Raw genomic sequence first — 13,330 nt, 5'->3', positions numbered from 1 at the left:
AAAACTCATGTATGAATCCTTGTCTACAGTGTTATCGTCAGATTTAAACTTCCATAATGAAGTAAGCACATATTCGTCCCACGGGATTCATGTATTTGCTGCAAAATTCCCACCACAATTACCGAGAATATTCATTGAGAGTTTTACACAACCCGGAGATATTGTGCTAGATCCTATGAATGGTTCGGGTACAACGCTATTAGAATCATATATTTTACTCAGAAGAGGCATGGGTTGCGACATCGATCCATTGTCCATTAAAATGACACGGGTTAAGACAACGCCATTAGATGTCGACTTTAACCGAGTTATACCAGAAATTATTGATAATGCATATTGTTTACTAAAAGAGACGGATAAAATAAATAATATGCTTAATTATAGATTTGATAAAGAAACTAAAGAATTTATAGATTATTGGTTTTTCCCAGAAACACAGATGGAGCTTATGGCTTTAATACTTGCAATTGAAAAATATAGTAATAATGAGCAAATTAAAGAATTATTAGAAGTTATATTTTCAGGCATAATAATAACAAAAAGTGGAGGAGTATCACGGGCAATAGATTTAGCCCATTCACGACCACATTTCGATCCTGAAAAAAAACCAAAGAGTGCCATTAAAGCATTTGAGCAACGTCTATTAAAATTTACTCCAGTTATTTCAACACTTCCGGTTCATAGATATAATCCAATTATATGGCAAGGAAATGCAAAAAACATATGTGTAGATGATGATTCGGTTCACTTAATTGTTACCTCGCCACCATATGCAAATGCCATCGACTATATGCGCGCCAATAAATTTTCTCTCGTGTGGTTAGGAGAACCCATCTCCAAATTAAGAGAAATACGAAGCACATCTATCGGAAACGAAGCAACAGCTAATTTTAAAATGGAGACCCTACCCAAGTATTCTGAAGATATTCTCAAAACACTCAAATCAAAGAACGTAAAAAAAGAAGCGATACTTCGTAAATATTATATTGAGATGAGAGATGCAATGAAGGAGATGCATCGTGTATTAATATCGGGACATTATGCGATATTAGTGGTTGGTACATCTACAATGTGTGGAATCGATGTTAAAACACCTCAATGTTTAGCAAATATTGCCGAACAAGATATAGGTTTTTCATTAGAAGCAATACAATCTCGCGTTTTAGATAGGAACCGGCGTATGATGCCATTCAGTAACGGCAAAACAAGTATAGAACAGCGTATGTTAACAGAGGAAATCATCATATTAAAAAAGAAATGAAGACGGGAATATTTCTATAATATACCCATCTTTTTCAGGTGCTCGGCCGCCGCCGGAGTGGTCATTCGGCCTCTCGGAGTCCTGTTGATGAATCCGATCTGGATCAAGTAGGGCTCGTAGACGTCCTCGATAGTATCAGTCTCTTCGCTCACGCTGACTGCCAGCGTCTCGGCGCCCACCGGGCCGCCGCTATAGTCCTTGATGATCGTCTTGAGAATCCGGCGGTCCATAGCATCGAGACCGAGGAAGTCGACATCCAGCTTGTCGAGCGACTTTCTGGCGATCTCCGTATCGATTACATTCTTCTTTTCCACGTGGGCGAAGTCTCTAACCCTGCGGAGCAGCCTGTTCGCAATTCTGGGCGTGCCTCTGGAGCGGGCGGCGATTTCCATCGAGCCTTCGGGAGTGATCTCCATGTTCAGGATCTTCGCAGACCTGTCGATGATGGTCTTTAAGTCCTCCGGCGTGTAGAACTCGAACCGCAGCGACATGCCGAACCTGTCTCTCAGGGGCGGGGAAAGCATGCCTGCCCGGGTCGTGGCGCCGACGAGTGTGAACCTCGGCAGCTCCAGCCTGATCGAGCGGGCGCTCGGGCCCTTGCCGATGATGATGTCGATCTCGAAGTCTTCCATGGCCGAGTACAGGATTTCCTCCACCACGTGGCTCAGCCGGTGGATTTCATCGATGAAGATGACGTCGCCTTCTTTCAGGTTAGTTAAGATAGCGGCTAAATCGCCTGCCCGCTCGATGGCGGGACCAGAGGTGATGCGGATGTTGGCCCCCATCTCTCTGGCGATGATGTTAGCCAGGGTAGTCTTGCCGAGGCCAGGCGGTCCGTAGAGCAGGACGTGGTCGAGGGACTCGTTGCGCATCTTTGCCGCATCGATGAAGACCCGGAGGTTTTCCTTGATCTTCTTCTGGCCGATGAAGTCTTCGAGGCTCTTCGGGCGAAGGCCTTCAAAGACCCGCTCTTCCCGGTCGCCTTCGATCTCCTCAGGCGATACCACCCGTTCTTCTCTTTCCGGTTGTTGTTCTTCGTCAACGTTGATCATAAGTACCCAAATCTGGCTCAGTCAGTTTTTTGTCGCACGGCTATTTAGCCGCATACCTCAGCGAGGCTACGACCAGCTCGTTTACCAGCGGCGGTGCTGCAAAGTTCTCTCTTGCTTTGGCAACGGCATCCGAGGCCGCCTGCCTGCTGTATCCCAGCGCCACAAGAGCATCCACTGCGTCGGTGGAAGTCGTGTCGCCCTTGACCTGCTTCTTGGCGTGGTGCATGATGCGAAGCTTCGCCACTTTATCCTTCAGCTCCAGCACTAGCCGCTGGGCGGTCTTCTTCCCCACGCCGTTCATGCGGGTGAGGGTTTTCAGGTCTTCGGTCACGATGGCCTCTGCGATCTCTTCCACAGTGGCGCCCGACATGATACCGAGGCCTACTTTCGGCCCGATGCCCGATACGGTTAGTAGCAGCCGGAAGAAGTCCCGGTCCTGCACTGTTGCGAACCCGTAGAGAGACGTCCCATCCTCTTCCCGGAAGTTCGAGTGCACGTAGAGCTTGCAGAGCTCTCCTTCTGCCGGGAGCTGATCTATGACCGGCGTCGGCACGTGGACTTCGTAGCCTATGCCGCCCGCCTCGATAACTACGACTTCTTCGGATTTGGCGTCGATTTTACCTTCGATGTGTGCTATCATTTCGAATGTTCTCCATCCTCGCGGAGTTCGCGTGGCATATGGCTACCGCCAGCGCATCGGCAGTATCGTCCGGCTTGGGGATATCCTTCAGCCCCAGCAGTTTGGTCACCATTATCTGCACCTGCTGTTTGCTGGCTCTGCCGTAGCCCACCACAGCCTGCTTTACCTGCAGGGGAGTATATTCTGCCACTTCCAGCCCCGCGTTCACCGCGGCCAGGACCAGTACGCCCCGGGCATGGCTGGCTACGATGGCAGTCTTGACGTTCTTGTTGAAAAATAACTCCTCGACTGCAACGACATCGGGCTTGTACTCTGCTATTACTGTACTCATGTCATCGTATAAAATCTTTAGGCGATCAGGGACCGGGACACCACTTTCCGTGGAGATGTGCCCGTATTTGCCCGCCTTCAGGCCGTTTTTTCCGACCTCGACAATGCCAAATCCCACCAGTGCAAAGCCAGGGTCAATTCCAAGTATTCTCATATTTATCTAAAAATCAATAATTGATGCTCATATTTATCGTAGATTGACGCTCTACCGGCAAATATATTATCGTATTGAGCGATAATACACTCTATATCCGGGTATGACAGCCCAGAATGGTGGTTCATCCTAATCTTCGATGAGGCGTCAATGAACATAATGTTTGCTGTCATGCCGGAAGACCGTGATCACGCATGAGGTTCTATCCCAGGAAGGCACCCCGCAAGAAAGCAGATATTATCGTCGATAAGATTGCTTCAGGCAAGTGCGACGATGTCGCGATCAGCGAGCTAAAGGTAGCCGTTGCCGAGATAGCGGAGCCGGAGGAGCTACAGCGGGTTTCCTGGGCTGTCCTCGACATCGCCATGAATTCTACAAATTTGACTGCGGCGGGATACGCACTCAAATCTATGCTGCTGTTCATGCCCATGGCGGAGGATATAGAAAACGCCCTGGATAACAGGGTGCTCACCCTCGTGGAAGATAAGTCAGCAGTTTCGAATAAAATCCTGATCGAAGGTATCTCGGGCTACGCCCGGGAGAGAGTCGCCGGCGACATCGACAGGTCTGCGGTATTTATCCCTGCGATGCTCCTGTTCCTCGAGGAAGCCAGCGGCACCACAGCATCGATCTCCTACGAAGTGCTCATGAAAGCCGCCGGTTACAGGCCCGAGTTTTTCGAGCCGTACGCCGCCCTCCTGACCAGAGAGCTGGGCAGTATTAACAACTCGACCAGAGTTTATGCGGCGAGGATTATCACTAAACTCGCCCGGACTCACCCCGAGTACATGGCAGAGGCAGAAAAGACGCTGCTGCACATATCCACGTTCTACCCCGACGCAGAAGTGAAAAGCGCTGCGGCGGAGGCTTACCAGGCCATCACGCAAAACCGGGCGCCCCCGCAGGAACCTGATAACACACCACAGCAGAAATTTGATTCGACAGGCGGCCTGGCAGACATCATGAGGAAGAAAGCCTCGGTCAGGGAGAAAAGCCAGAATGGCGATAGCCGTATTGATAACCGCCTGCTGTCGCTGGCGGCCAACTTCGCCCGAAAGTCGGACATGCGGAACGGAAAGGCGCAGGACAACGGCACGCCCAAAGGCAGGGCCGGATCTCACGATCACGACGACAGCGAGGCAATGGACAAGATCATAGATGACTTTTCGGAGATAGCGGGAGTCATCACCGGCAGCGCTGATAGCGATCGCGAAGAAAAGCCCGCAGAGGAAAAGATCTCGAAAGAAGAGGCCGAACTGCGGGACATGGTCGCCAAGGTGAAAATGGACTTCTCGGAATCGGCCGAAAGCCTGCTGGACTCGCTGGGCATGAAGCACCTGCACAAAGACCAGCAGGGCGAACTGCAGGACGGCGAAACCGGGCCTGTAGATCAGGAAGCCGCGGCAGAGCCCATGACGCACCAGCATATACCTGAAGTTGAAATAGCTGCCGCTGACGTCGAAGTACCCGGTGCAACCGGGGCGATGTCGGAAATGGCTGAGAATACGACAGCTGTCGCCGAAGAGAATACCGATCACAACGAAATCGCCAATGCTACGATAGAGATCGCCGATGAACCGGACAGCAGTGTACCGGTAAGCTCTAAGCCGGAAATGCCACTGGAACCGGCCGTGGCGGAACTGTCAGCCCCGGTCGAGGAAATGACGGCAGAAGCGCCGGCTGCGGAAGTAGTTCCCGAAAAAGCCGCCGAAGCCCCGGAGCTCCCGGCCCAGAGCAGTACGGCTGACTCCCCCGACGTTCAGGAGAAAGCGCCAGTATTCACGCCCAGGGCTATTAAGTCCCCGATCATACCGGAAGGCGTCCGCATTTCCGCCGTGAAGTTCAGGACGCTGGACCAGAACAAGAAACAGCAGCAGCCCCAGGCCAAGGTTTCTATTAAGCCCCACATCAAGCCGCTAAACCGGACGCCGAGAGACATCAGTAAAATGGTGCAGCAGCGCCCGCAGGCAGCAGCCGCAGCCCAGCAGACCGAGAACCAGACTGTAAAAGCTGATGCCGTACAGGCCAGCGTTGCCGATTCGCAGCAAAATGTGGAAAATGTTGCAGCCGAACCCACACAGTGCCCGTCCTGCGGGGAGAAGATCACCGGAGACCAGCAGTATTGCCTGAAATGCGGGACCGACCTCAAGTCGCTGAAGGTCAGATGCCCCCGCTGCAGCCAGATCAACGCCAAAGATACCGGCACGTGCGTCAGGTGCGGTGCCAGGCTGGTAAAAGGCCCGGCAGCGGCAAAGCAGCCGGACATACTATAGAAAGAAAAAGCTTATTTTTTCAGCGCTATCGCAGCGATTCCCAGCGATGCCACGAGTGCCAGTACGGTTAGCATCGCCCCCATGCCAGGTATGGTCAGGCCGGACGAAGAAGCCGCAGTCGGCACAGTAGTCGGGGCCTCCGAAGGAACCGGAGTTATGACAGGCTCAGGGGTCGGGGTCGGGGTGATTAGCGCCGGGTACACGTAGTCCGGGAACGCTACATTGGCAGTGTAGGTGCCAACGTTCATGTATACCATGGCAAAGTAGACGTGGCCGTCCTTCTCCGCAGTCAGGTTATAGGTACCCTTGGGCACCCGGGAGTACGTGTAAGTGCCTATGGCCGCAGTACTGCCATCGTTGGTCAGCTGAGGATTATCAGGAGCACGGAGGACACCCACATTACTGGTGCCATTCCAGACCCACAAGGTGACTTTTGCGTTTGGTACACCATTTTTGTTCTTGTCAGTAACGAAACCCGAGACAGTGCCCCAACCTACGACCCATACAGAGCAGGTGTCTTTAATTTCGTGGCTGTACGAGATCTTAGAGCTGGCAGTGATGTTCACCATGCCGACTGTGTTGTTGGAAATGAGCAGGATTTTCGCCTGCCCGTGCTCGTCGCTCGGCCGGGTCCGGTCCAGGGACTCCAGCACTGCGACAGAGTCGTTGTCAGAGGTGAAAGTGATAGGGATGTTGGAGCGGTTGTACGGCTTACCATTGAGGTATAGCTGCGCGGTGATGACCGATACGTGAGGCGAGGTGCCATAGATCTCAGAGTAGGCCGAGTAGTTGATATCAGTGGCATCAGCAATGGAAATACCGGTGCTGCACGATACAGGGACAACCGGGGAAACGTTGACCAGAGCGGTACCGGGTTCAGTAAGATTTGTAGAAGTAGCGTTCTGGGCCATGCCCACCACCGGGACTACCAGCATTGCCAGGAAGATAGCCAGCAGGATAGAGATTAGACCGTATCGGGACATACAATGCAATTGATAGAGACCCATGCCTAAATATTTTCCTCTCCGCATAGCACTGCGCATTCCACGAGAATCCGGGAAAGGGAACGACAATTTTATCAGGACGATATTTATATCCCCCGGTCAACTAGTTGATGGCCGGGGCTTAACCAGGCATGGGATAAGCCTTAGCAGCACGGTGATGCGCATGATGAGAGCCGAAGCCGGAAAGACAGACGACCTTTTCAAGCAGATCAACTACCCGAAGAACCCGGAGAACATGAGCGACCTGGAGAAGAAACACTGGCCGAGAATCGAGTGCCCCGACGTAGTAGAGGCAGGTAAGCCGTTTGATGTGACAGTCAACATCGGCGTGGGGATCGATCACCCCAGCGAGCTGGCCCACTTTATCGAGTGGATAGACCTGAATCGCGGCGACTTAGGCACTACCCGTGCGTACATGCAGCCGAAGTACTCGTTTCCGAGAGTGACGTTCAGGATATCCGTCGATCAGGACACAATGCTGATAGCTAGAGAATCGTGCAACCTGCACGGCATATGGGAAAACAAGAAGCAGGTAAGAGTCCAGTAAAAGATACATAACCGGGGGCGTAAGCCCCCATATGAAATTTGTTGCAGGTTTACTTGGTAGACACGATCTTAATGATGTCGTTGTCAGCCAGCTCGTGCTTTTCTCCCAGCCTCATCTTGGTCCTGGCGTTGACCGCGAACAGGAAAGAGTCGCCGATCTGGGTATGCACCCGGTAGGCGAGGTCCTTTGCAGTCGAGCCCTTCTTAATCAGGAACGCGTCCGGGAACGCTACGCCGTCCTTGTTAGTGAAGTGGGTCTCGTCCTCGACAGGGTAGACAGTAATAAAGTCGAGCAGGCTGTAGACGACAGTGTTCAGGCACTGCTGGATGCCGGTGCCGCCGTTTTTCACGATGAACTCCCGCATCTTTTCCAGCGCAGCCTTCTGCGGGGCGCTCAGCTTTGCTGGATCCTTGATCTTGAAGTCCTTATCCCCGGGCAGGTACTCGATATAGTTGTTCTTAGCCGCGTTACGCAGAGCCAGCTCGATGCCTGCGCTGCACGAGACTACCTTATAGCCCCCCTTTTCCAGGCCCTTCAGCTTCTCGATGTTGGCGGGAGGTGCTATGTCTGCCTTGTTTGCGGCGATGATCATAGGTTTGCTCACCTTGCGGAGCGACTCGGACAGCCCGATCATATCCTGCTCGTCCCAGTTGACGATAGCCTTGTTATCGAGCCCGATCTCGTGGATGGCCTGCCTTGCCATGAGGTCGGTGATACCCAGGCCGGCGAACTGCTCGGCAACGACGTCCTCCACCCGGGCGCCGCCGGAGCCCGACTTTTTCGCCAGCTTCATCCAGTTGTTGCTGAGGATACCGTACATCCACATAGTGATCTCGTTTTCCAGGAACTTGACGTCCTCCAGGGGGTCGTGAGAGCCGATAGGGACCACGTTACCTTCCATGTCGGTGCCGCCGGAAGCGTCGATGACGTGAATGACAGCTTCAGCCTGGCGCATGTCGTCCAGGAACTTGTTGCCAAGACCTTTGCCCTTGTACGCATCAGGCACCAGGCCTGCCACGTCCAGCAGCTCCACGGCGATAAAGCGCTCGCCATCCTGGCACTTGGTACATTCGACTTTCATTTCCACCGATGGGCATTTTGCCCGCACGTAAGAGACACCGTGATTGGGCTTGATCGTGGTGAAGGGGTAGTTGGCGATCTCCACATCGGCCAGCGTGGCCGACTTGAAGAACGACGACTTCCCCGCGTTAGGCTTTCCGGCCAGCGCGATGAGTATGGTCATAGTAAGCAACTTCTGTTTATAGTCATTCTTGAAAGGTATTATACTGTCTGGCAGGTCGTGGCCACAGCTATGCTGTGGCCACTGCCCGACAGTATGAAACCTTTCACAAAGGACTATTATTGTCGAATAAGATATGCTGCCTGAAGCTTATTTATCATTTCGGTTAGAAGAGCCGAAGGGTCCTGCAAACCGTGCCGACGTATAGCGCTGCACTTGAGGAATAGCCGGCAAGCGATTGCTCGATGATTAGATAAAGAATATAAAGAGTTAGGACTTATAGTAGACGCGATCCCTGTGAGAGCTACCCGACTTGTGTTTATTTGTGCATTAGTATTGCTTATGGCCGGAGTAGCCGGAGCAGGGTCGACATTACCCCCTCTCGGGGGTTATCTGACCACCTTAACGACGGACCAGTTCTACTTAAAGTATAATCCTGAGGGAAAAGTGCCCGTGACTGCGACACTGGACGAATCGCTGGCTGCATATGCCACGGTGAACTCGTTCTTCCCGGGGCACCACAACAGGACCACACTGGTGGTCGCCGACAGCTACAACGAGTACAGGCTGATCACGGGTATCGGAGACATCCCGGAGGAAGCGACCGCGTGTAACTTCCACGACGGCCCCAGGGGCATCGTCGCCATCAAGTCTCCCGCACTCGTACCAAACTACCGGCAGATCCTCACGTATCATCTGGCAAGGATCATGGAGCGGACTATCCCGGAGACCTACCACAGCCCGCCCGAATGGTTCCAGGATGGCCTCGCCGCCTACGTGGCATCGCATATCACTGACGACCAGCGAGCTCAGGCTGCGGAGAACGCCAGGACCGGCAAATGGATGACCCTGCCGGAACTGGAAAGAGCCTACGCCAACATGACTGTATACAACGAGAACTCCCCGGAGTCCATGGCAGTAAAAGCACAGTCATTTCTGCTCGTCGAGCACGTCGGGAATACATACGGTAACCGCACGCTGGTCAACATCCTCACCGATTTCGGTGACTGTGGCAATATCAACCAGTCTTTCAAGAATAGAACATCTCTGACGGCTGACCAGTTCAACGAGGACCTGAGAAAGATCATGATCGGCCCCGTAGTCACCCCGGTGCCGACCCAGACGCCGGAAATTAAAGAATACCTCTCCGGCTACGTGCGGGACGGCGCAGGCAACCCGCTGGCGGATAAGATGATCACCATCACAGGGGATACGGTGAATACCACAGTCCCTACTGATATGTCGGGCTATTATGCGGCTGAAGTATCCTTCGGTGTCCTGAACGTGAACATGAAAGGAGCCGGTTTCGAGTACGACAATACAGTGTCTGTCAACCCGGGCGAAAACAGGGTGTATAACATTACTATCGCAGGCTTAAACACAAACCAGGGCGCCCTGCCGGGGCTTAAGCTTCCCGAGGTGCCTGCGGCAAAGCTTGATAGTACTGTCGCCGTAGCCGCAATCGTGCTCGTCGATATCCTTGCCCTTATCTGGATTATCCGGGTATTCAGGCGCAACCTTTGATACCTTTATAGGCGCTTATTTTCTGGTGTCTAAAAAGATTTAAATACTATGTACTGCGTATAAGGCTACGCTGTGACAGTGCGAATTGCACGACGTCAAAGCACCCAACGTTTGCAGGGGTTGCCAAGTCAGGTCAAAGGCGCAGGATTCAGGGTCCTGTCTCGAAGGGGTTCGCCGGTTCGAATCCGGCCCCCTGCACTTCTATTAGGCGATTTTTACCAATTTTCCTTGTTAAAGTGGGTCATGCGTCCCACTGTAACGAGGGTTACTTTCTGGTTTATTTCATGGTCGCTATTACCTGTGTGGTCTTGCGTCCCAAGAAGAAGATTCGCTTATGGGATAATAATATTAATCGGTTAATTATTTATTGAAGTGCAAACTGACTATTCATTATTGATATGAAGTTTATATATACAACCGGTTGCATAGTAAGTAAAATAATAATGGGAGGGTATTTTATTGAAATATTTTAAATCTGCATTACTTAGTATTGCAATCGTGACATTAGTAGCCCTTACAGCGGGGTGTTGCTGCCATACCTCAGCGAGTGGCGATTCGAGCTCAGGATACACACAACCATCAGTTGTTAAAGTTCCTGCGGCGCCAACGGGTGTATCCACAAAGGCGCCTACCCCGGTACCAACCGCAAAGCCGACAGCTACCCCCATCCCCGCAATATCACTATCAGGCAACGGACAACAAGCCTCTGATAAGTTTTATTTGGAGAAAGGACTGGTTATTTTTAATATGAAGCATAATGGCAACTCAAATTTTATCGTCCATATGCTTAATGATCAAGGAAAGACAGAAGAGTATCTGGCTAACGAGATCGGCGATTATGATGGTTCGGTAGTCATCGGCACCACGAAGGCAGGTTACTACTTGCTGGATATTGATGCAGATGGCCCTTGGACAGTAGACATTGATCAACCGAGACCGACCACCGCGCAACAAGTCCCGATATCAATGTCTGGTACCGGCCCTCAAGCCTCCGAGTTCTTTTATCTTAAGCAAGGGTTGACCACCTTTAAACTAAATCATAATGGAGAATCCAACTTTATCGTGCATTTAGTCGACTCTAAAGGCAACACTGAGGAGTACCTCGTTAACGAGATTGGCGAATTTGATGGATCGAAAGCCATTGGAGTCAGCAAGAGCGGGGTATATCTCATATCGGTTGATGCTGATGGGGACTGGACGATCTCGGTAAAATAATAAAATCGGGGGTTCAAGGCCGGGCTGATGAGATTAAAGTGCGACCGGGCCCCTCTTTTATTTTATGCTCGACACTGTTACGGATAGCCGCTCGCTTTAAGAACTCATTATCAATATCCGTCTCGGATAGGGACACGTAGGTTTTAAACTGTTGCGTTGACAGGTTGCCCCACAGGGATTGCTTGATGATGCTCTCCTGGTAGTTCTGCTGAATCATGTGAGTGATACGCGTATGCCTGAACAGGTGTGGCCTGATCTCCTTCGTGATACCTGCCCGCTTTGCTATTCTACGGAGGATCTTCACGACCGTAATATAGGCCATCGGTTCACCGTTCTCTGTGAGGAAAACGAAGCTGTCGCTTCGCAGGTCTGGTGTGCTGTTCTTCAGGGCTTGCAGGGGTCCGGCGCTGCCGATTAATCTGCTGTACCGACGTTTCTTGGTCTTCGTGTCATTGATGTACATGCGCGCCCCGTGCTCATCAAAGGCGATGTCCTGCCAGGTCAGCCGGGCGAGCTCTCCGATACGGACTCCTGACTCGTAGAGCGTACAGACAAGTGCCCGGTCCCGGTGGGATAGCGTAACATCGATCATACCCCCCACCTCGGCCGGCGTCAGGAGCTCTTCAGGAGTAACGGTCTGTGCGTCAGCCGTAGGAGCCTTGATCGCCTTGATCTTCTTCTCCGGAAGGTCGATGATATTCTCGTCGACCATCCACAATAGGAAAGGTTTCAGTATCTTGATAAAGTCTCGCTGAGTGTTGGGCTTTAATGCCGTGCCCTTCTCGGACATGCCGGCCTTCATGTTGGCTATGCCTCGATAGATGTCCGAGATCGTCACCTGGTCAAAGGGTACGTCGATGTATCGGCGCCATCCTACCAGGGTAAAGCCAATCTTCCGGGCCCGCGTATCCGTGATATGCCGGGTAGCCTGCGCTTCCACGATGTATCTCCGGATAAGCCCTACCTCGCCCGGAGTAAGATCCTCGGAGTGTTTCTGCAGGCACCTTTCGAAGTTGTACCGGGCGTTGCTTTCATAAAATCGGTTATTCAACATTGTGATGACCTTCGGATCCTAATACAGTATCAGTATTCGAAAGACTCATTCATGACCTTCCGCACCATCGAAGTATCCACATGAGCATAAATCAGTGTAGACTTGATATCCCGATGGCCGAGCTGACGCTGTACAATGGTTATGTTGAGGTTGGACTCGCACATCGACGTGGCGAGGGTATGCCGCAACAAGTGAGGGGATACCGGTTGATCTATCCTGGCTCGCTTTCCTGCATCCTTCACGATGTTGTAAAGTCTATCCCGGATAAGCCGCCGGCCATCCTGAGTAACGAACAGCGCCTTGCTCTCGTGGTCCGGCCTCTCGTTGAGCCAAGCCTGCAGAGATTCAATGAGCTTCTCGGGGATAGCCACATCGCGCTCGTAGTGGTTTTTGCCGCCGATCTCCGGGTCGTGAACATAGATAGTGCGGTTCTCGAGGTCGACGTCGTTCACGTCTATATTGATCAGTTCCTTGCTTCTTATGCCAGTGTAGAGCAGGGTCATGATGATTGCTCGGTCCCGGTTGTTACATGCCCCTGCTATGAGTCGGCGTGCTTCCGTCCTGGTCAGGTACCTGACGCGCCGGTGAACCTTGCGAGGCTTCCGCAGCTTCAACTCTATGCCCATGCTCCCAGCGATGCACTCGATCGTGTAGAGGCGCTGCTTTATCGTCTCGGGAGTAAGGCCCCGCTCCCGGCAATCTGATTCGATTTTGATTGCCGTGCTCTTCGATGGCTCGAAGACTCCATACTTCCGGAACATTGCACGGGCCGTGGACACGATCGTCTTGGTATTGCTATAGTTCAGACGGCGCTCATAAAAGCAATACTCTTCCAGGCGATTCAACGCCCGGGTAATTTCATCTTCGGTTTTACTGGTGGGGGAAGGAAGGGATAGGGAATCGTTCATAGATGGCATACTCCAGTACTGTTATTTAGTAATGGCGTCTCTGCCAAGAGTCGAACCCAGAATATGGGTTTCAAAGGCTTGGGGGAACTTTTCACAGCGTTTAGAATAGATTTTTCCGGTCATGGTGG

The 13,330-nt window shown here is 52.0% G+C and carries 13 protein-coding genes and 1 tRNA gene; 6 read left to right on the top strand and 8 right to left on the bottom strand.

Annotation, left to right across the window (positions count from 1 at the left end):
* The first annotated feature begins 7 nt into the window (after positions 1-7).
* Positions 8-1,261 carry a DNA methyltransferase gene (locus tag ACPLPM_RS08330; RefSeq protein WP_424359779.1) on the top strand — a complete coding sequence of 418 codons (1,254 nt, stop codon included), beginning with the start codon at positions 8-10 and terminating at the stop codon, positions 1,259-1,261.
* A gap of 14 nt (positions 1,262-1,275) precedes the next feature.
* Here ACPLPM_RS08330 and ruvB read toward each other — a convergent pair whose 3' ends face one another.
* From ruvB to ruvC, 3 genes are read right to left on the bottom strand one after another with little or no spacing between them, the layout of a single operon-like run.
* Entirely contained in the window at positions 1,276-2,313 is a 1,038-nt protein-coding gene (gene ruvB, locus ACPLPM_RS08325; protein ID WP_424359778.1) for a Holliday junction branch migration DNA helicase RuvB, read from the bottom strand.
* Positions 2,314-2,353: 40 nt separating this feature from the next.
* Positions 2,354-2,953, bottom strand: a complete 600-nt coding sequence (gene ruvA / locus ACPLPM_RS08320) for a Holliday junction branch migration protein RuvA (RefSeq protein ID WP_424359777.1) — start codon at positions 2,951-2,953, stop codon at positions 2,354-2,356.
* Entirely contained in the window at positions 2,931-3,437 is a 507-nt protein-coding gene (ruvC, locus tag ACPLPM_RS08315; RefSeq protein ID WP_424359776.1) for a crossover junction endodeoxyribonuclease RuvC, read from the bottom strand. The genes ruvA and ruvC overlap by 23 nt, the downstream gene beginning before the upstream one ends.
* Before the next feature lie 194 nt (positions 3,438-3,631).
* Here ruvC and ACPLPM_RS08310 point away from each other — a divergent pair, with 194 nt between their 5' ends.
* Positions 3,632-5,710 (top strand): double zinc ribbon domain-containing protein, encoded by a 2,079-nt coding sequence (locus ACPLPM_RS08310; protein WP_424359775.1) that lies wholly within the window; start codon positions 3,632-3,634, stop codon positions 5,708-5,710.
* 11 nt (positions 5,711-5,721) lie between these two features.
* Here ACPLPM_RS08310 and ACPLPM_RS08305 read toward each other — a convergent pair whose 3' ends face one another.
* On the bottom strand, positions 5,722-6,693 hold the full coding sequence (locus ACPLPM_RS08305; RefSeq protein ID WP_424359774.1) for a carboxypeptidase regulatory-like domain-containing protein: 972 nt from the start codon (positions 6,691-6,693) through the stop codon (positions 5,722-5,724).
* A gap of 184 nt (positions 6,694-6,877) precedes the next feature.
* On the opposite strand from ACPLPM_RS08305, the gene ACPLPM_RS08300 reads away from it, so the two are divergent.
* Positions 6,878-7,261, top strand: a complete 384-nt coding sequence (locus ACPLPM_RS08300; RefSeq protein ID WP_424359773.1) for a class II SORL domain-containing protein — start codon at positions 6,878-6,880, stop codon at positions 7,259-7,261.
* Between the two features lie 49 nt (positions 7,262-7,310).
* Here ACPLPM_RS08300 and ACPLPM_RS08295 read toward each other — a convergent pair whose 3' ends face one another.
* Complete coding sequence (locus ACPLPM_RS08295; RefSeq protein ID WP_424359772.1) at positions 7,311-8,504, bottom strand: redox-regulated ATPase YchF; 1,194 nt, start codon at positions 8,502-8,504, stop codon at positions 7,311-7,313.
* A 339-nt stretch (positions 8,505-8,843) separates the two neighbouring features.
* On the opposite strand from ACPLPM_RS08295, the gene ACPLPM_RS08290 reads away from it, so the two are divergent.
* Together ACPLPM_RS08290 and ACPLPM_RS08285 are read left to right on the top strand one after the other, a co-directional pair.
* Positions 8,844-10,025, top strand: coding sequence for a carboxypeptidase-like regulatory domain-containing protein (locus ACPLPM_RS08290; protein ID WP_424359771.1), 1,182 nt, complete (start codon positions 8,844-8,846; stop codon positions 10,023-10,025).
* A 113-nt stretch (positions 10,026-10,138) separates the two neighbouring features.
* Positions 10,139-10,223, top strand: a tRNA-Leu gene (locus tag ACPLPM_RS08285).
* 185 nt (positions 10,224-10,408) lie between these two features.
* Here the strand turns inward: ACPLPM_RS08285 and ACPLPM_RS08280 are convergent.
* Positions 10,409-10,693 (bottom strand): hypothetical protein, encoded by a 285-nt coding sequence (locus tag ACPLPM_RS08280; RefSeq protein WP_424359770.1) that lies wholly within the window; start codon positions 10,691-10,693, stop codon positions 10,409-10,411.
* Between the two features lie 79 nt (positions 10,694-10,772).
* On the opposite strand from ACPLPM_RS08280, the gene ACPLPM_RS08275 reads away from it, so the two are divergent.
* Positions 10,773-11,240 carry a hypothetical protein gene (locus ACPLPM_RS08275; RefSeq protein ID WP_424359769.1) on the top strand — a complete coding sequence of 156 codons (468 nt, stop codon included), beginning with the start codon at positions 10,773-10,775 and terminating at the stop codon, positions 11,238-11,240.
* Between the two features lie 13 nt (positions 11,241-11,253).
* On the opposite strand, the gene ACPLPM_RS08270 is transcribed toward ACPLPM_RS08275, so the two are convergent.
* On the bottom strand, positions 11,254-12,294 hold the full coding sequence (locus ACPLPM_RS08270; RefSeq protein WP_424359768.1) for a tyrosine-type recombinase/integrase: 1,041 nt from the start codon (positions 12,292-12,294) through the stop codon (positions 11,254-11,256).
* A gap of 29 nt (positions 12,295-12,323) precedes the next feature.
* Positions 12,324-13,202, bottom strand: a complete 879-nt coding sequence (locus ACPLPM_RS08265; protein WP_424359767.1) for a tyrosine-type recombinase/integrase — start codon at positions 13,200-13,202, stop codon at positions 12,324-12,326.
* Positions 13,203-13,330 lie beyond the last annotated feature (128 nt).

It is taken from the genome of Methanocella sp. MCL-LM, assembly GCF_049676595.1.
Classification (GTDB): domain Archaea; phylum Halobacteriota; class Methanocellia; order Methanocellales; family Methanocellaceae; genus Methanocella_A.
Note: the sequence above shows the minus strand (reverse complement) of the source record. Positions and strands in the feature narration are given on the sequence as shown.